Origin of the sequence: Affinundibacterium flavidum, assembly GCF_014284175.1 — a bacterium.
Taxonomy (GTDB): Bacteria; Pseudomonadota; Gammaproteobacteria; order Burkholderiales; family Burkholderiaceae_D; genus Undibacterium; species Undibacterium flavidum.
This window is the reverse complement of sequence record NZ_JACOGA010000008.1, coordinates 56,126-75,755: the sequence shown is the minus strand read 5'-3', so window position 1 is coordinate 75,755 and position 19,630 is coordinate 56,126. Positions and strand designations below refer to the sequence as shown.

16 protein-coding genes are annotated in these 19,630 nt (G+C 45.1%); 8 read left to right on the top strand and 8 right to left on the bottom strand.

Going from position 1 to position 19,630, the window contains the following annotated elements; translation table 11 throughout:
• Positions 1-56 precede the first annotated feature (56 nt).
• From H8K55_RS09730 to H8K55_RS09710, 5 genes are all read left to right on the top strand, one after another.
• Complete coding sequence (locus H8K55_RS09730; RefSeq protein ID WP_186941906.1) at positions 57-1,967, top strand: acetate--CoA ligase family protein; 1,911 nt, start codon at positions 57-59, stop codon at positions 1,965-1,967.
• Positions 1,968-2,088: 121 nt separating this feature from the next.
• Positions 2,089-2,541, top strand: a complete 453-nt coding sequence (locus tag H8K55_RS09725) for a hypothetical protein (RefSeq protein WP_186941905.1) — start codon at positions 2,089-2,091, stop codon at positions 2,539-2,541.
• Positions 2,542-2,583: 42 nt separating this feature from the next.
• The gene (locus H8K55_RS09720) at positions 2,584-3,786 is read left to right on the top strand and encodes a cytochrome P450 (protein ID WP_186941904.1); all 1,203 of its coding nucleotides are present in this window, start codon (positions 2,584-2,586) and stop codon (positions 3,784-3,786) included.
• 27 nt (positions 3,787-3,813) lie between these two features.
• Entirely contained in the window at positions 3,814-4,653 is an 840-nt protein-coding gene (locus tag H8K55_RS09715; RefSeq protein ID WP_186941903.1) for a hypothetical protein, read from the top strand.
• A 46-nt stretch (positions 4,654-4,699) separates the two neighbouring features.
• Positions 4,700-5,992, top strand: coding sequence for a glucosidase family protein (locus tag H8K55_RS09710; protein ID WP_186941902.1), 1,293 nt, complete (start codon positions 4,700-4,702; stop codon positions 5,990-5,992).
• Between the two features lie 143 nt (positions 5,993-6,135).
• Here the strand turns inward: H8K55_RS09710 and rapZ are convergent, their stop codons facing one another.
• From rapZ to ilvA, 6 genes are all read right to left on the bottom strand, one after another.
• Entirely contained in the window at positions 6,136-6,999 is an 864-nt protein-coding gene (rapZ, locus tag H8K55_RS09705; protein WP_186941901.1) for an RNase adapter RapZ, read from the bottom strand.
• A 14-nt stretch (positions 7,000-7,013) separates the two neighbouring features.
• Complete coding sequence (gene hprK, locus H8K55_RS09700; protein ID WP_186941900.1) at positions 7,014-7,958, bottom strand: HPr(Ser) kinase/phosphatase; 945 nt, start codon at positions 7,956-7,958, stop codon at positions 7,014-7,016.
• A gap of 99 nt (positions 7,959-8,057) precedes the next feature.
• On the bottom strand, positions 8,058-8,522 hold the full coding sequence (locus H8K55_RS09695) for a PTS sugar transporter subunit IIA (protein ID WP_186941899.1): 465 nt from the start codon (positions 8,520-8,522) through the stop codon (positions 8,058-8,060).
• A gap of 241 nt (positions 8,523-8,763) precedes the next feature.
• The gene (locus H8K55_RS09690) at positions 8,764-11,400 is read right to left on the bottom strand and encodes a bifunctional diguanylate cyclase/phosphodiesterase (RefSeq protein WP_186941898.1); all 2,637 of its coding nucleotides are present in this window, start codon (positions 11,398-11,400) and stop codon (positions 8,764-8,766) included.
• Between the two features lie 236 nt (positions 11,401-11,636).
• Positions 11,637-12,497, bottom strand: coding sequence for an NADPH-dependent 7-cyano-7-deazaguanine reductase QueF (gene queF, locus H8K55_RS09685; protein WP_186941897.1), 861 nt, complete (start codon positions 12,495-12,497; stop codon positions 11,637-11,639).
• A gap of 206 nt (positions 12,498-12,703) precedes the next feature.
• Positions 12,704-14,239: a threonine ammonia-lyase, biosynthetic gene (gene ilvA / locus H8K55_RS09680; protein ID WP_186891898.1), complete on the bottom strand. Its 1,536-nt coding sequence runs from the start codon at positions 14,237-14,239 to the stop codon at positions 12,704-12,706.
• 259 nt (positions 14,240-14,498) lie between these two features.
• On the opposite strand from ilvA, the gene H8K55_RS09675 reads away from it, so the two are divergent.
• A complete protein-coding gene (locus H8K55_RS09675; RefSeq protein WP_186941896.1) occupies positions 14,499-14,990 on the top strand; it encodes a YqaA family protein in 492 nt (163 codons plus the stop codon).
• A gap of 228 nt (positions 14,991-15,218) precedes the next feature.
• Here the strand turns inward: H8K55_RS09675 and H8K55_RS09670 are convergent, their stop codons facing one another.
• On the bottom strand, positions 15,219-15,638 hold the full coding sequence (locus H8K55_RS09670) for a hypothetical protein (protein WP_186941895.1): 420 nt from the start codon (positions 15,636-15,638) through the stop codon (positions 15,219-15,221).
• Between the two features lie 45 nt (positions 15,639-15,683).
• A complete protein-coding gene (locus tag H8K55_RS09665) occupies positions 15,684-16,703 on the bottom strand; it encodes a tetratricopeptide repeat protein (RefSeq protein WP_186941894.1) in 1,020 nt (339 codons plus the stop codon).
• A 386-nt stretch (positions 16,704-17,089) separates the two neighbouring features.
• Here H8K55_RS09665 and H8K55_RS09660 point away from each other — a divergent pair, with 386 nt between their 5' ends.
• Positions 17,090-18,532, top strand: coding sequence for an aminopeptidase P N-terminal domain-containing protein (locus tag H8K55_RS09660; RefSeq protein WP_186941893.1), 1,443 nt, complete (start codon positions 17,090-17,092; stop codon positions 18,530-18,532).
• Between the two features lie 174 nt (positions 18,533-18,706).
• Positions 18,707-19,372, top strand: coding sequence for a hypothetical protein (locus H8K55_RS09655; RefSeq protein WP_186941892.1), 666 nt, complete (start codon positions 18,707-18,709; stop codon positions 19,370-19,372).
• The last annotated feature ends 258 nt before the right edge of the window (positions 19,373-19,630 follow it).

Genomic DNA, 19,630 nt, shown 5'->3' with positions numbered 1-19,630 from the left:
CAATGACAGCTCCTGGCCTGACGAAAGATATTCTTAAAATTGTAGGATACAGAAATGTGCCCGGATATTTCCCAAAAATGCGGCAAGCAGCGATTGTCGTTAGTGTTGAACTCAATACCAAGGCATTCGACCAGCAAATCCTGAATGTTGCTCACGCCGAGTTCTTACGCTTAATTCCTGCCTATCAGGAAAAATTCGACAAGTTATCCGTCCTTCACGACTATCCCTTACGCCAATTATTCTCAGCTTGTATGGGTGTGTTGGTCATGGCTGGTTTTCCGGTAATTGATGAAATGGTGATTGACGAGCGTACAAGTCCATCGAGCTCGATAAAATCCTTGATTATGCCGGCGCTGAGCATGAGCTACTCGGCGAATCACTTGGCGCTCAATTGGTTAATGACGCGCATGAATTTTTTGCACAATCATTTCAACCCAGAAAAATATGAAGAAGATGTACGGCAAGCGGCTTTAGAGGACAGCTTACGCAAGCTCATTCAGCAAATGGCCGTATATGCGCCTACAGGGCAAAATTCTTTACGCTTTATTCAAGCTGCTCAACAATTAGATATCCCGTATGTGAGGATCAATGCTAACGTCTTTCAATTTGGTTGGGGGCGGTACGCACGTTGGTTAGATAGTTCATTCACCGATGAGACGCCGAATATTTCAACCCGTATTGCGCGCAACAAGGTGGCCACTTCGCGGTTTTTGCGAAATGTCGGCATCCCTGTCTGCCAACAATTCATAGTCAAGAATGCGGATGAAGCGGCTGAACATGCGGCGAAAATGCAATTCCCGGTTGTCATCAAACCTTCAGATCAAGATGGCGGGCGCGGCGTTCATGTCGGCTTAAAAAATGTAGCGGAAGTGCGTTACGCTTTTGCAGAAGCTAGTAAATTATCGAATACGATCTTACTTGAGCAGCAGTTCATTGGTCGTGACTACCGGATTCAGGTTTATCAAGGACAGGTTTATTGGGCGGTTCATAGAATACCTGGAGGCGTGACTGGCGACGGTCAACATTCGGTTCAAGAATTACTCGACATCCAAAATGCGCAACCAGCGCGTGGTGAGCCCGGCAGCAATGCCTTGCTAAAGCGGATTTATATCAATCAAGAAGCGGAGTCGCTCTTGGACGAGCAAGGGTTGGAATTGAATTCCATCCCTGCAGTGGGCCAATATGTACGATTACGTCAGGCTGCCAACGTCGCGTCGGGTGGAAGTATCGTGCCGGTATTGGACATCGCGCATCCTGATAATTTGCGCTTGGCTGAACGTGCGGCACGCATGTTGCGTCTTGATTTGGCGGGTATTGATTTGTTGATCCCCGACATTCGACAATCTTGGTTGGAAACTGGCGCCGCTATTTGTGAGGTCAATGCACAGCCGCAGATGTCGCCGCATCTACCACTTGAAATACTGGGAAAATTAGTCCATCAAAAAGGCTTGATCCCGATTATTGTTGTGTTGGGCGAGATTGACGATGTGAATTGGTCCCAGGATTTGCAAGAGCACTTGAACAAATTATTCCCTGAACAAACTTTGAAAATTGGCACTTTAGATGCACATGCGTGTCGGATTGCCGGTGTATCTATCATGGCAACACCAATCGATCCGTATATAGGCAGCCTGGCATTGCTATCTGATCCTGATGTGGCGGCGGTAGTGTTGAATTTTTCGGGAGGCCAATTTCTAAATTCTGGATTAGCAGTCGATAGAATAGCAAACCTTGTTTTGTATAAAGACCGGCAACACAAAAACAATGCTGATTTGAAGGAATGGATGTTCTGTGCGCAATTTTTGATGAAAATGCGGGTAGAAAAGCTCAGTATTCCTAGCCATCTACAACAACTTACTGGCGCGATAAAGCTGCCAGACGATACAATCAAAGACTATTTTGAGGGCGGACTCGTATCGCACTTGAGCCAAGAGCTACAAAGGCAATTTCAACGTAGCATAGGATAGCAGGTGTTGAAGTTAGGAATATTTTGTGACGACCGGTGGCAAAGAATCAAAATGCATCGTGAGGCTTGATCGTCGTAGCAACATTGACAGCACATAAGTAAAAAAGGAAATTGATTTAAACATGAAATATCGACTAGATGAGGCCGCGGTTGAGCAAATGTCTTCGCACTATCTGAATGAGGGGCGTCAACAAGAACAATGGCAATTAAGCGAGATAGAAATTGAAGATGATCGCTTACAAGCAGTCGTCGGCATGCGATCTATCTATACTTCTGAAACAGATGTAGGCGGATTTCATTTGAGTATTTTTTCGACCTTAGAATTTTTATCCCAGTTAATGATTATTTATGGACACGTCTGGTCCGGTCAGAATAAAAAAACCAAAGAAGCCTGGATGGTCGAAAGCCATACAAAAACCATACGCGCGATTCGTAGTACGCAAGGAATTCGTGTTGACATGAAAGTCAACACCATGCGCCGTCGGAATGAAAGTTGTTATTGCATCGCCGATTTTACGATTACCGATGCACTGGATGGCTTGTTTGAAGTGCGCCTAAAAGGGTTTTTAGTTTAGATCTGAGATGTTTAGTCTACGATTTTATCGATTGAAATAATGATGACAGTGAATATACGGGAAGAGGAATTTTTTCAAAATCCTTATCCATATTACGCAGAAATTCGCCGTGCAGGGGAGCCACTGTGGCTGCCTCACGAGCAAGATAGTACGAGTCAAGGCGTGTGGTTGTTTGCGCACTATGCGGATGCTTTGGCGATTTTTAAGAACAATCTTACCATTTCAAAACATATACGTACGGTACGCCCGAGTACGATACAGCATCCATTTGACTTACATCTCTTACATAGAGATGGCGCAGATCATTTGCGCTTGCGACGCATGATTGCTGAATTTTTTTCACTGAAAGCGATTGCTCAGCTGGAGCCTATCATCCAGCAACAAACAGACTATTTGATTGATGCTTTGATAGATAATTTTGCTGATCAACAGTCATTCGATTTCATCACTGAGTTTTGCGATCCTTTGCCCGTCTTTGTAATTGCCCATATGTTTGGTGTACCTCAGAACGACATGCAAAAAGTACGTCGCTGGTCGTTGATTTTGGGCGATAGTTTTGATTCCTTACTGGTAAAACATACCAATTTGGATGAGCGCAGAACAGCTTTGAATGAATTCATATCCTACGTTCAGTATTTAATTCAAACAAAGCGAGATCAGCCTGACGATAGTATGTTGTCGTACTTATTGGAACGAGAAGGGCAGCAATTAATTTCGAGTGAAGAGTTAATTGGCATGTCTTTGTTTATCTTATTCGCAGGACATGAAACGACGATTAATCTCTTAGGTAGTGGCGCGAGTTTGCTGTTAAGCCATCCAGAGCAATGGGCTTTGCTGCAAGCGCAGCCAGAGCTACTACCTAGTGCGATTGAAGAGATGTTGCGCTTTGAAAGCCCTGAGCAAAGAACCTCATTTCGTATCACCAGTGAGGACACGGAAATCTCTGGTTTTACCATACCTGCAGGCCAACAAATCGGTGTTTTTATTGGCTCGGCAAATCGCGACCCCGCTGTATTTGAACGCGCTGAAGAGTTCGATATCCGACGCCAACATAATCCTCATCTTGCTTTTGGAATCGGCATCCATCATTGTTTGGGTAAGACGCTTTCTCGTGCAGAAGCAAAAATAGCGTTTGCGACTTTACTGAAACGTTGTCCTGGTTTAGTTCTGGCAGAGTCAAGCTTCACGTGGCGCAAGAATTCTTTCCTTCGTAGTTTGGAAAAACTGTCGGTGAGTTTTGCATGAGCACCGCTTACTACATCAAATTTTCGTATGCGTGAAATATGTCTGGTGGAGATTTCCACTAACGGTGCCTATAGCGCCGTCTATGTTGAGTTGATAGGTGCGCTGTCGACCGCGTTGAGTCAACTCGGAGTCCAGGTCCATTTTGAGCTGGATAGAATCAGGCACGATATGCCATGTCTGGTTTTTGCATGGTATCGACAGTTCATTGATGAACAACGACCGTTACAAAAGCTGCCATCAAATTGTGTGATCGTGAATTTGGCGCCTTTATCCGGCGTTGAAAAAGCCCCGTGGTTAGAGCGCTATATAAAGTGTTTGAAGGACACGCCTGTACTGGATTATTCGCATAATAATGTGGAGATACTGACACGCATCGGCAATACACAAAACTCTTTATTTAAATTTGGTTATTTGCCTCTAAGCGCATTTCAATTCCCTAGTAAGAACCTTCACTATGTGTTTTACGGCAAGGTGAATGAGCATCGTATTCCTACCCTCAAATACTTGCGGGAAGAACTGAAAATGCCGCTGCGTATTTTGCACAATTGCTGGGGGCACGAAAGGGATTTACGCATAGCGACTGCCAAAGCGACGATTAATATTGGAAAATTCGATGCTAGTGTGCTTGAGGTCTACCGGATCTGGCATTCATTGTGCCTCGGTACGCCAGTCATTTCAGAGCGTGGGGGGGACGAAAAATTGGTTCAGGATTGGCAGCAATACGTGCAGTTTGTTGAGAGTAAAAATGATTGGATGAAAATAGAAGTCGATCACACGGCTCCTGGGCGTTATGCCGCACAGACTTCATTTTTAACTGAGACTGAATGCCTTTTGGCCTGGCTGGATCAGTTAAAGCTGTGCAGGTAAATATTTCCTTTACTCTTTGGCAGAAGAGAAAATTTTGAGGGCTGGTATGCAATATTTTTACTTACGATTTTATTTGTCATTTGCTTTGCTTATTTTATTAACAGCGTGTTCTTCTGGAGGAGGTAGCTCAAGTCAAACTCCGGTGGACGTTTCAGCCGATGCTAAGCTGGCAACAGCGATACGCAATGATAGTCGGTTTACCTTAGTGCGCGCCAAGGCAAAGCAACTGGTAGGAAAAAGCTTTGCTGCGGGCAGTGTTTATCCCTATGTTTTTATTCGTGACCTGAATACTTTTGTCGAACTGGCTATCGAAGTACACGGTGCACCAGCTGTACGCGCTCAATTAAAGAATTTTTTGGTTCATCAAAGTGAGGATGGCAATATAGTTGATGCAATCGCCGTGTTGGACGACTCAACGATTAAGACGACCGTAGAAAGCGATCAAGAAAGTTCTTTGGTGCAGGCGGTCACGAAATATGTGACTATCAGTGGAGATAAGGCATTTCTACTCGAAGAGATACGTGGAATCCCGGTGATTGTCAGGTTGGAAAATGCCTTAACTTTCTTATATACGCAACGTTATTCAAGTAAGTACGGTTTAGTTTTCGGTGGTACGAGAGCGGATTGGGGTGATGTGCAACCCGAAGACACGCCAGGCACGGCGTTAAATGATGCTAGTCATCCAAGCATCAGTATTTATGATAATGCGATGCTTACCTTAGCATTGCAAGGCTTGCAAACGCTGGCAAAAGCCAATACACGTGATAGCTCTTTATGGGCGGGGCGAGAGCGTGATTTACGCGGTGCCATAAGGACTTATCTTTGGAATGGTGTTAAATTTATTCCTCATCTATATCTTGAAAAAGGATCACCGATGCCATCTGGCTTTGATGAATCGGCTATCTATTTTCAAGGGGGAACTGCCGTTGCTATCGAAGCCGGCCTACTCTTGCCGACTGAGGTAAAGCAAGCGTTTTCACGTATGATCAAAAATAAGATCGAGTCAGGATCTGGCAGTATCGGGGTTAGCTTGTATCCGACTTACCCTGCTGATTTTTTTAAAAATAGAGAATATATGGGAGGCGTTTATGTCTATCAAAATGGCGGTGACTGGGCTTGGTTTGGTGCGCGCATAGTGCAACAAATGGTCGCCGCAGGTGAAGTTCAACTCGCCTATCAAGAGCTCGCCCCCATACTTGATAGGGTCGTGCGAGATGAAGGTTTTTACGAGTGGTATACCAGAGAAGGTATTAAGCAAGGTTCGGGAGATTATCGCGGCACCGCGGGTCAAATAGTCAAAGCGATTGACATGCTTTCGGATTGGGCATCCCGCCACTGAGGAAAGAGCCTTAATTGGCTCGACTCTGACCATGGCGAAAGAGGTGGACTTAACTGGCGATTCACCCGCCACACTCACCCAGTACACTCAGTTAGCCTGAATTTGTTTTTCAAGCTTAATTCTTAAAAACTAATCATTTAGAATTAATGATTTTGACGATGGCGAATCAATACCCGCTCTGATTGCTGGAAATGACGAGCCAGTTTTTCTACCATATACACAGAGCGATGTTGACCTCCCGTGCAGCCTATACCTATCGTTAAATAACTGCGATTGTCTTGCTTAAATGAAGGCAACCATTTGTCGATGAAATTTCGTATGTCTTGATAGAGATCTTGCGCCATAGCTTGTGCTTCAAGGAAATCAACCACCGCCTGATCACGCCCGGTCAGTGGACGCAGTGCATGATCGTAGTGAGGATTTGGCAGTATCCTGACATCGAATACAAAATCGACATCCAGAGGTACGCCGACTTTGAAGGCAAAGGACTCAAACATTAAGATCAAAGAGGCGTGCTCAACGCAGATTTCATCTTTAATCCAATTGCGTAAATGATTGGCACTTAAATTTGAGGTGTCAATCACATGCCCAAGAAACTGTAATGGTGAGACCAGCTGACGTTCTGCATCTATGCATTCAGTCAGGCTTAGCGGCGTACAGGGTAGATTTGGCGCTTGCAAAAGATGGGACAGAGGATGGCTGCGACGAGTTTCGGAAAAACGTGCGATTAAGGTTTCTGAGCTGGCGGTCAAGAATAAAATCTTTACTTCATGCCCCAATTGCCGCAGTTTTTCTACTGTGTCTGCAACACTTTGTAATTGGTGCGCGCTACGCGAATCGATCGCCATCGCGGCATTCTTGATGCCTTCAGACTCCAGTGTTTTTACCAAGTCAATCAGCAAACTCGGCGGCAAGTTATCAACGCAATAGTATCCTGCATCTTCGACGACATTTAATGCAACCGATTTGCCTGAACCTGAAATTCCTGAAATCAATAAAATACGCATACTTTATCCCAGCTTTATCCCAGCGTTTCATCCATAGCGCGACGTTGACGTTCCATGAATTCTTCTAAGGTGTTGATGCCGCGTAATTGCAGGATAGTATTGCGTACAGCGGCTTCTAACAGTACCGCGATATTTCGACCTGCTGCCACTGGAATGACGACTTTTTTAATCTGCAGACCTAAGACATCTTCAGATTGAGAATCGATAGGCAAGCGTTCGTAATTTTCTTCTAAGGTGCTGCGCTTCACTAAATGCACAATCAACTTCAAGCGCATTTTGCGGCGGACTGAAGTCTCACCAAAAATAGCCTTAATATCGAGTAAGCCTAATCCACGAACTTCCAATAAATTTTGTAAGATAGGCGGGCAGCGACCTTCTATCATATTCGGTGCGATGCGCGAGAACTCCACCGCATCATCTGCGACCAAGCCGTGGCTACGCGAAATCAACTCCAGACCGAGTTCGCTTTTGCCCAAGCCAGACTCACCTGTAATCAACACGCCAACGCCCAGCACGTCCATAAATACGCCGTGCATAGTGACTTGTGGTGCTAGCTTTTTGGATAGGTAGACGCGCAGATAATCAATCACTTGCGCTGCAGGTAAAGTCGTCGAGAACAGCGGAATATTATTATCGTCACACACACTTAAGAAAGTCTGTGGAGATTCTAAGCCCTGAGCAACGATCAAGGCAGGCGGTTGACCAGCGACTAATTCTTTAATCAGGTTTGCGCGTGAACCAGGAGATAGTCGATGGAAGTAATTAATTTCCTGATGACCCAATACTTGGATACGACCAGGATGAATTAAGTTTAAATGTCCAACCTGATCTGAAGATGCCGTAGCATCGTCCGTAATTTGTTTGTCGCCGCCAGAAAAACCGGCAAACCAGCCCAATTGCAAGGTGTCGCGATTGTCGTCAAAGATTTTCTGTATCGTTAATTCTGTCGTCAGTGGCATGGTGCTTATCCGGCATTGAGGAAGATGAGAATACTGTATTGCGGTATTGCAGTATTACGGAATTAATCGCGGCGTGGATCTATCAGAGATAGTACCTGCTTACAGGCTCTTAGGTTCCCAGGTGATGATGTGTTTGTACACTAAACTTGCATCCTGTTCTGTTTGCAAAGCGGTACGAAACTCATCATCTGACAACATCTCGGCAATTTCTGACAAAATTTCCAGATGCTGCTGCGTGACGTTATCAGGCATGAGCAAAAATATTAAGAGGTTGACGGCTTGTCCATCAGGGGACTCGAAAGGAATGGCCTCATGCAAACGCACAAAGGCTGCGATCGGATTCTTTAAGCCTTTAATGCGACCATGGGGGACAGCAACGCCGTGTCCTAAGCCGGTGGAGCCCAAACGCTCGCGGGCAAATAGATTCTCCGAAACTGTAGAACGGGCGATACTGCAATTATTTTCAAACAATAAACCAGCTTGCTCGAAAGCCCGTTTTTTACTCGATACATCTAAATCTAATAAGACATTATCTAGGGACAGAATTTTTGCGATATTGGTCATATGTAGCTGAATATGAATACAAAGCGAATTACAGAACGGAATACAACGCGGAATTCAAAGCCGAATTCACAGCCGAATTCACAGCGGAATATGAGGCCTGTGCGCGTGGACTAAATTTCTTGCAGAGCGGTGACTTAAGTTTGAGCTTGTTCTTTAGCTATTAAACCTAAATCGCGCGTCATACGGTGCATCTTAGAGCGCGATTATAGGCTTCTTTTGCGGGTGTAGCGAATTTCGGCGCTCAATTTGCCGAGCTTGTGGAGGTATGTTGACTGAGTAGTTGTGAAAAGTCCTCAACGGAAATGGGTTTGCTGAAATAAAAGCCCTGAATCTCATCACAGCCTGCTTCTTTTAAGAAGTTTTGCTGTGCTAAATTTTCTACACCTTCCGCGGTGACGCTCATCCCCAAGGCACTGGACATCGCGATAATTGCCTTAGTTAATACGACGGAATCTTGATTTTCCGGAATTTCGTGAATGAAGGACCGATCAATTTTTAAGTTGTCGATAGGGAAGCGTTGTAAATACGATAAAGAAGAAAATCCTGTTCCAAAATCATCCAGAGAAATACTGATCCCCAAGGTCTTGATCGCATCGAACACCAAGCTTAAATGTTCTGCTTCGACCATCAATAAGCCTTCAGTAATTTCCAGCTGCAAAGCATGGGCTGGTAAGCCGGAGGCCAACAAGACATCTAAGATAAATTGCGGCAGCTTGGGATCTTGGAACTGTTTAGGAGAGATGTTAACGCTGATTTTAAAATCAATATTAAATTGCTGACGCCATTTTTGTGCTTGCTCGCATGCTTTGGATAAAACCCAGCGCCCCATAGGTACAATCAGACCAATCTCTTCTGAGAACGGAACGAACTCGTTTGGTTCAATCACGCCCATCTCGGGCATGTGCCAGCGAATCAAGGCTTCCGCACCAACAATTTTGCCGTCGTCTAAACTGACTTTGGGCTGGTAATACAAGAGAAATTCTTCATCAACCAAAGCGCGTCGCAGATTTCTTTCCAGCGTATAGCGATGCTGGGCACGTATCATTAAATCCGAGGTAAAGAACTGATAATTGTTACGCCCCAATTCTTTCGCCAGATACATGGCGGAATCCGCGCAACGTAGTAGTGTCGGGCCGTCGGTGCCATCGTGCGGGAAAACACTAATGCCGATAGACGTACCGAGATGATATTGATGTTGGTCGATCACAAATGGTTCGCGCATTTTGGTTAAGATGCGATCCGCGAGTTCTTTTAAGTGCTGTGCCGTATCGAATTCTTCCACCACAATCACAAACTCATCACCACCCAGACGAGCCAGCATGTCAGTGGCGCGGATACATGAACTCAGACGCTTAGCGACATCGCATAATAGGCCATCACCCGCTGCGTGGCCGGCAGTATCGTTCACGTTCTTGAAATGATCCAGATCCAAAAAGATGACCGCGACTTTTTGTTCATAAGCATGCGCCAATGCGGTCGCCAAGCGTTGTTGTAGTTGATGGCGATTCGGCAAACCAGTTAAGGCATCGTGTGTCGCGATGTATTGCAATTGGCGCTCAGTTTCGCGAACTTCAGTAGTGTCGGTAAACGAGATTAAGACTGCTTCAGTTTTATTGATGCTGCGAGAATGATGAATGGGCTGCACATTGACCAATAACCAGACGATGGCATTGTCGTGCAATTGCATGCCTATCGATAGATTGGCGATTGCTTCGCCAGTACGTAGTACGATAGAAGCAGGATCATCGCCGATTTGAATCTCGCTGCTATCTTCTCTAAAAATACGTTTGAAATAGCGATGACGTCGTCCGGTTGTATCAATATCTTGAATTTTTAAGATACGTTTGGCACTAGGATTGCAAGTAAGAATCTTGCCACCTGGTGCAATCACCATAATGCCTTCGGTTAAATTATTTACCACCGAGCGATAGCGATCTTCGCTGGTCGCGAGGCTATGCTCCATGTTCTTTTTATCGATGGCAAGAGCGATTACATGCATCGCATCCATAATCAAAGTCTGTTCGTCATCGCTAGGATGTCTTTGACTGTTGTGATAAATATCGACAGTGCCGAGCAAAGTATTGAAGGCTGTTTTGATTGGTACAGACCAGCAAGAATGCATGTCATAGCGTAGCGGTATTTCGCGGTGGTGATGCCACAGATCGCTGCTGGCGATATTCTCGGTGATCTTGATCTTGGCCGATTGTATGGCAACGCCGCATGTCCATTGTCCCAATCCTATCTCTAAATGATCCATCTCATTGAGAAAATCGGGATCCATTCCTGGCGCCGCTGCCAATTTTAATTTTTGTGTTTCCTGATCGAGTAGCATGATGGCGCACATAGAGCCGTTATCGAGTAAGCGCTCCATACGGTCACACACATCTTGCAAAATCTGGGTTAAAGGATTGTCGAGCGCAATCATTTCCAGAATTTCTTTTTCGTGATGCAGGGCCTCGTGACTTAAGCTATTTTTGGGTAAGCCAGTCAGACCTGTATTGACATGAAAGGATTTCGCGATAGGCTGCGTTTGCAGGTTGCGCAGGCGTAGTACGTATGCTGTTTGCCGCTGAATCGGGAAGCTATGTAAGCGAACTTCTACATCGAATAATTGACCCGAGCGCGTCTTTAGCTGACAGAACTCAGCAATCGCTTGCGGCAATAAACTGCTGCCAGCTTGCAAATGCGTTTTGACTTGATTCGGATGGGAGAAGTCCAAAAAAGCATTCCAGCGTAAACCCGAAATTTCGTTGAGGTTCTTTGCATGCAATAACTCTATGGCCAAAGAGTTTGCATGGACTATGGTTCCATCAATTAAGACGATGACGGCATCTTGCGGATGCTGTTGTAGAAGCGCTTGCCAATTAACGGGATACATAAGACCAATAAAATCGAAGAGGAACAAAATAGCTTAGCGAGAAAAGAATCACAGATAAGCTAATTAAAAAACAAATAAATGTACTCTATGCTAACACACGGAACAGGTTTTTATGGTCTTCTATCGATAAGTCCCGCTTGATTTCCAATCTGAAGTTCCATTATGGAAAACTTGTGAACTTGAACCTTGTTCTGTCGCAATAAGAGCTTAGGTTGAAACAAGGCTTCTTATTCAATTTATTGCCGTGCACTACGCAGATTAGACGGCATTTTCCCTGTGGAAAAATTACTACGCCAAGGATTGATATCTAAGCCACCACGACGGGTGTAACGTGCATATACAGACAGCTTTTGCGGTCTGCAATAGTGCATGATGTCGCAAAAAATCCTTTCCACACATTGCTCGTGAAATTCATTGTGATTTCTAAAACCAATCAGATAGCGTAACAAAGCTTCCTGATCAATCGGCGCCCCGACGTAGCGAATTTGCACGCTAGCCCAATCGGGCTGACCTGTTACCAGACAATTGGATTTGAGTAAGTGCGATACTAAGGTTTCTTCGATTGCAGGCTGGCTGTGATCAGCATGCAGAATTTCTGGAATAGGGGAGTATTGGTCAACTTCGATATCCAAGCGATCTAGTAACATGCCATCGAGTTCTTGAAATCCCGCTTTACCGAATTGTTCTTGCGGCGTTATTGTGACCTGTACTGGTGCACCGAAACCATTCGATAAATCAGTTTGCAATAAACTTAGTAGCGCATCAGTTCCCGCTAACTTGGTCTGATTAAATGAATTCAGATAGAGCTTAAAAGATTTTGATTCGACGATATTGGGAGAATCCGCCGGTGCGAAAACACTGACGATCGCAACTTGTGGCTTGCCACGCATATTCAACCACGAAACTTCATACGCATTCCAAAAATCCATCCCAAAAAATGGCAGATTGATCGCTTTACCATCGACAATTTTTAAACCGATTTCCGCGCGTTTTTCAGCGCGGGGAATTGGGAAAATTAAACTAGGGTCGTATTGCGTTTGATACGCAGAAGTCTTGCCTAGTTGTGATTGTTCAGGTGAATTATTGGAAGTGCTCATGGTGCGTGTGTTTCAATCAAAAAAAAAAGCTGGATATTGAACTTCAAGTTTAGGTACTCATGTAGGGCGGATGCAACCCGCGCCGCACATAGGTCGGTTAGCGTTGCACTACGTTCTGGCGGCGCGGGTTGCACCCGCCCTACATTTCTTAATTTATTTCTTAGCTTATTTCTTAGCTCAATAAATGATACCCAGCGTCCCAGTTTTCATCCCAGGAAAAGTTTATAAACCGGATTATCGCTCTCATCCCAATAGCGATATCCGAGGCCATTCAAAAATTCTTTAAACGCCTTCATTTCTTTCTTTGGTACTTGTAGTCCTACCAAAGTACGACCATAGTCAGCACCATGATTGCGATAGTGGAACAGGCTGATATTCCAGTTCGGTGCCATACTATTTAAAAAGCGCATTAATGCGCCAGGACGTTCTGGAAATTCAAAGCGATACAGTAATTCATTTTCGGCCAATTCACTCTTGCCGCCAACTAAGTGACGAATATGTAGTTTTGCTAATTCATCGTCGGTTAAATCTAAAGTCGGGAAGCCATGTTTGACAAAATTCTTGGCAATTTTGCTGGATTCTTCGCGGTTCGTGACTTGCACGCCGACGAAAATATGGGCTTCTTTTTTATCGCTGATACGGTAATTAAATTCAGTCACATTGCGCGCGCCAACCAGTTCGCAAAAGCGTTTGAAACTACCTTGTACTTCCGGGATAGTCACTGCAAAAACGGCTTCACGCGCTTCACCGACTTCCGCACGTTCCGCGACAAAACGCAGACGATCAAAATTCATGTTCGCGCCACAGGCAATCGTTACCATCGTTTCATTTTTTAATGGTTTCTTATTCGCCTTGGCACGTTCAATATAGGCTTTGCATCCCGCGACAGCCAACGCACCCGCAGGCTCTAAGATAGAGCGTGTATCTTGAAATACATCTTTAATCGCAGCACAGACTTCATCTGTATCGACCAAGATGACTTCGTCCACATACTGTTTCGCCAAACGGAAAGTTTCTTCGCCGACGAGTTTGACTGCCGTGCCATCTGAAAATAAACCGACGTCCGTCAAGGTCACGCGTTTGCCAGCTTTCAAGCTGCGATACATGCCATCCGAATCGACAGTTTGTACACCGATGATTTTGATATCAGGACGCACAGCTTTGACATACGCAGAAACACCAGCGATCAAACCACCGCCACCAATCGCGACGAAAATCGCATGGATAGGGCCAGCGTGTTGACGTAAAATTTCCATACCGACCGTACCTTGACCAGCGATCACATCTGGATCGTCAAACGGATGAACGAAAGTGAGTTTGCGTTTTTTCTCTAAGGTCAATGCATGGTCGTACGCATCGGAATACGATTCACCATGCAAAACGATTTCCACTGCATCGCCACCATGGGCACGCACTGCGTCAATCTTGACGGGTGGCGTGGTGGTCGGCATCACAATCACCGCTTTGCAGCCAACGCGTTTTGCACTCAACGCCACACCCTGTGCATGATTGCCGGCAGAAGCGCAAATCACGCCATGTTTTAATTGTGCAGGAGTCAGATGGGCAATTTTGTTATAAGCACCGCGCAACTTGAAGCTGAATACGCTTTGCATGTCTTCACGTTTAAAGTGAATTTGATTGTCCATGCGCTTAGACAGCGTAGGTGCTAATTCCAAGGGAGTTTCAAATGCCACGTCATAGACGCGCGCAGTCAGGATTTTCTTGAGGTAATCAGTAGCCATAGATAAATTCTTTTTTAAAAACTAAAGTCAAATGTCAAATTCGGACATTATGCAACAGCGCTTTTTTAGCGGATGTAGCGATTCTGAGTTGATAAGTACAGAATCGACCGTGTTACCAGCGCGATGGCACTGGCTTTCACTCGTATTTCAGGCTGCAGGCAAGGGTAGTGCCCGTCTATGGCGATGAAATAAGTGCAAATTATTTAAGTCCCGTTCGAACCATTATAATGTATCCCTCTTCATCCTTAATGAAAAAGCCATGATAGAAGCGGCTATTGCCTGGTTGTTTAGTGTTTTCGCTATTTCCGAAATCGGCTTGACTGCGGTTTTTGTGATTAGCTTTGTCTCAGCCACACTGCTGCCGCTTGGTTCGGAGCCAGTCGTATTTGCGATGATCAAGGCGAATCCAGAATTATTTTGGTTGACGATACTCGTTGCCACGGTTGGCAACACTTTAGGTGGGATGTTGAACTACTTCATTGGTTATGAGGCGAAACAGACGTTTGCGAAAGAACGCAATAGTCGTTGGTTTGGCTGGTTGGAACGCTATGGTGCCAAAACCATGTTGCTAGCCTGGCTGCCAGTGATTGGCGATCCGATTTGTGCATTGGGCGGGTGGTTAAAGTTGCCTGCTTTGCCTTGTATGTTGTATATGGCAATCGGCAAATTTTTACGTTATGTCGCGATGACCTATTTGCTATTGAAGGTTCCAGAGGGATTCTGGCATGGCATTTCTTCATGGTTGGCCTGAGTGGATTGCGCTTGTTAGTGCTTTCTAAGGCTTTCTAGCCGTGTCATAGAAGATGGCCCAATTAGCCGCAGACCTTACTGCTACGTTTGCGGCGTGTTGGGCTCTGGTGTATTGAGAAAATAGGCGAGCAATCCACCCGCTAGCGCGATCGAACCAAGCAAAGTAAATAAACACTGACGCAGGATTTTTTCATGATTTTGGATGGGTTTTGAATTTTTTACCTGATTTTTACTTCACGCTGCGCCACTGATCACCTGGTTTTTTGAAGTAGTGCCTATAGACATAAGACCAAGGCATAGCGGCGTACACGAGAATCACCAAACCAATCGCGAACACATTCGGTAATAACTTCTCATCGAGATTTCCATTTAACCAGAGTGGCAAAGGTACGGCAATTAGCCAAATCGTTTTCCATATTAATTCCCACATCAATATCGGTAATAACTGTAAGGGATAACGAATACCTAAGACACACAGCAACCAAAACGCCGCCATCATAGCCGTTTCAGCACCACGGAAAAATTCCCAGGCTGCGAAAGGTTTTTTAGACGCGATTACGTCTGGCCATAAGCTGAGTGCGAGTCCAACTACTACTAACAAGTACATCGCACGTAATACATAAAGACGGGTGAGTGAAACTTCATTCATCATTGTTCTCCAAGGGTTTTTTCATTAAATTTTGTGGAATAGAAATTACTTCAGTAGCTTCAATTGTTCCTCTGCGTCAGCACGGGTTTTTGTGCCCAACGTCGGTGTGAAGGCCAGTGCTTTTTCGAAGAATGAAATAGCTTTGGTTTTATCGCCTAAGGCTTGCCATGTCTTACCGAGTCGATAAAACGCAGCGCCAGTTACTTCCATACTTAATGATTTTTCTAAGTGTGGCAGCGCCTCTTTCGCTTTTCCCTGCTCTTGCAATGATCTACCAAGTCCCAGATAGGCGACCGAAGAATCGGGAAAGCGTTGAATCACTTCGCGAAACATTTTTTCTGCATCAACGAATTTTTTCTCTTTGATAAACGACTGCGCAATCTCTACAGCGATCTCGTTTTGTAACTGTGCGATGACAGCATTGCCGCCGCTATTGACTGCCAAAGCACCGCTCTTGGCTTTTTCTACATTCTCATCCTTGAGGTCAAACTTCGCTTGCAATAAACTAGCCGCCGCTGGACTGACTTTATGCATTTCAGCAATTACGTCTTTGGCTTTTGAACTACTCCCGCCCATTAAACCTGGCACTTCCAAATAAAAGGTCATCAAAGAGTTAGCTGCATTAAAATTTCTTGGATCTAATTCGAGTGCTTTTTTGAAAGAGTCACGAATTTTCCCTAGTGAACTAATGCCCGCCATCATGCCGCCTTTTTCTGCTTTGATGCCGAGCACATTCCCAAGTGCTTCATGACATTCCGAGTTCTTAGGATGGCTTGCAATACATTGTTCAGCAAGCTTAACGCCTTCATCGAGTCGATTAACTTTACCCTCAATCAGAATCAAATCCACTTTGGCTACCAAAGCATCTGCATAATTGGCGTCCGTCGTCAGTTTGCTACTGATCGCACGTTCAACTTCGGTATATTTTTTCGCTTTGATCAGCGCGCTGTATTCATGGGCGTGCGCTGACTGCATGCCTAGCAATGAGGTGAACAGTGGCGCGATCAAGAGAGAGGTCGTGATGGCGTGGCGAATACTGGAGGTTTGATGGGAGAAGAGAGTCATGGTTATTTCCTTAATAAAGAGTGAGTGCTAAGTGTTTGAAGCGATCTCAAGCTGTAATCGATGATGAAGTATCGGCCTTGACACCCATGGTTTCCATCAGAAAAGGACGAGCTACGGTCTACTTACCACGAGTTGCGGTAAAGCTTCGGTGAGTTACATGCGGAAATTGAATTGCAGGAAGCTTGGGGTACAGTAGGTATCCGAGCCTTTACGTGTTGTTTGGTAGCCGAAAATTTGCTATTCAATAAAGATCTAATTCCTCAGTACCGCCTGTAGCTGAACAAATTCATTGTTCGTGAATCGACTTTTGACGTAGGATGATGAGAGTCTATTTTCATGTGCTAGTAAACAACATATCTAGCCAATTAAAAATCGGAGTTCTCATGATGTCTACCCGCCTTTTTTCGCTATCTGCCTTGCTGTGTGTATTGATTGCACCTTTCTGTCTTAACAGTGTTGCCGCCCCAGCAGTCACTGCTAAACAAGGTTTCCATGCGGCGCGTTTGCCTGCTAGTTTCTTTGCTGGAAATCGCGCACGCTTGCTAGCTGAGCTCAAGAAAATGGGACCCGGTACGATTGCGGTGATCAAGTCGATGCCAGAACAAAACCGCAATGGCGATAGCACACATATGTATCGGCAAGACTCGGATTTTTACTATTTAACGGGAGTCGAAGAAGCCGAAGCCGTGGCAGTGTTGGATGCCGACAGTAATCAAGCCTACACACTGTATGTACGCAAGCGTGACCAGCGTCGCGAAGCCTATGATGGCGTGCGGCTCGGCGTTGAAGGTGCGTTACAACTCGGCGCGAATAAAGCTGAAGCCTTTCCAGCAGCGGAAGAGAGTTTAAAGAATGTCGTGAGCAAAGCGCAGCGCGTTGTGCTGGTGTCGAATTTTGACGAAGACTTCCGTAGAAAAATGCTGGATTGGATTTACCCATTTGGAAGCGACAATAATCACTCATCTCACAAACGTATTTTGATCGATGGACGTCACCTCGTGGCAGAAATGCGCGTCATCAAACAAGCGGCAGAAATCGACATGTTGCAAAGCGCAGTCGATGTCACCGTTGCCGGACATTTGGCTGCCATGAAGGCATCCCTCACTGCCATCAACGAGGGCGAAGTGGCTGCTGGCTTTCAAGGTACAGTCCGTAGCATGGGCGCTAGATTTACTGGTTATGACACGATCGCTGGAGCGGGCCGAAATAGCTGTGTTTTACATTATTTGACCAACGATCACGACATCGAAGCAGGTTCGCTGATGCTACTCGACGCTGGTGCTGAAGTGGGCTACTACACAGCTGACGTCACGCGCACGTGGCCGGTATCTGGTCAATTTTCTAAGGAACAAAAAGCGATCTATGAGCTGGTTTTAAAAGCACAAAATGCTGCCATCGATTTGGTCAAACCTGGTCGCGTTCATCATGAAGGCTTTGATACTGCCATGCGAATTTTGAGTGATGGCTTAGTCGATCTTGGCTTACTCCAAGGCGATAAAGACAGTGTCTATAAAAGCGGTGCTTACAGTCGTTTTACTATGCATGGCATTAGCCATTGGATAGGTCTCGATGTGCATGATACAGGCGACTATCAAATGGAAACTGGCAAACGCGGAGGACGACGTGTATTGGTACCCGGCATGGCATTGACAGTAGAACCCGGCATTTACATTCCCAAAGATGCCAACGATGTGGACGTCAAATGGCGCGGCATCGGCGTGCGTATCGAAGATGTGATACTGGTAACGCCAGAAGGTAATCGTAATGTGAGTGATAAGTTGCCGCGCACTGTGAAAGATGTGGAAGCGGTGTTGAAGAAACGGAATTGATTTTCAACAGATATGGATCTCATGGATAATTGGGATCTGAACAAATTAGATGCGAGCACACCGTATCTCCGTTATTTTCGCTAAGTCTCAATGCCTTAGGATGGCTCGTTGAAATAGAGGGTTTAAAAAGGGGCATCGTTTGGCTGGCGAAAAATTCAAATTGGGATATTTAAATTGACCACAGTTATTGAGCTTGACAATCCATGTTTTTACAAACCCGAGATAATTATCATGAAAGTTCTAAGGATCTGCTTAATTTTTTTGTGTGTATTGCCTATAGTGGCTCAAGCTGAAATTTGGGCATACCAAATTCACGGGAAACAGGTTTCTGATTGCACTAAGCGGTCGGAAGCTAGTATTGATGAAGTCTGGACAAACTTAGAAAATGCAACTGGTCTTAAATTTAATATTGCACGTAACAATATGCTTATACATGGATATATCTTGCAAAATAAAGAACATAATGCAGAGTTTTCATTCTATCGTAGTAAGGGCGCTTGCGAATTTGGACGCGAGGGTGTAGTCGCCTATTTGGAAGACAATCAGGAAAAACTACAACAGATAAAAAGAAGCCGAACAGCCGAGGCCGAACTCTTTACACTGAGCCCTGCTAATATTGCGCAAGAGCAAAAACAAGATTGGGTGAATTTTTTTGCCGGTTGTACCAACGGGGTATTAAAACAGAACACGCCGTTGAAAGGAGTTCTTCAAGAAGCGGTCGATCATTGTGATTGCTTGGCCAGGAGTTTTTTGAAAAACAAGGACAAAGATATTGGCAAAAAGGATCGAAAGGATGGAGTGTCTGAGATGGTTGCTGATTGCGAAAAAAAATCACATTGAACTAATATTAATCGGGCGTCGCGTGGCAGGCGAAAGGATTGAAATAGTGGATGATTAAATTGAGCTGACAGCCTATATTTTCCAAATATTCCACACTGAACTACCAAGCTGACATAAAGCATGGTTCCATCGAAAAAGTTTCTCCCGTATTCAAAATAGGAAAGCAGGTCCTGGCAAATGTAGGCATTGCATCCGCCAATGACATTGGAAATTGAGGGGGCGCAGCGTCAGAAAATTTGCTATGCTAGCACCTCGCGA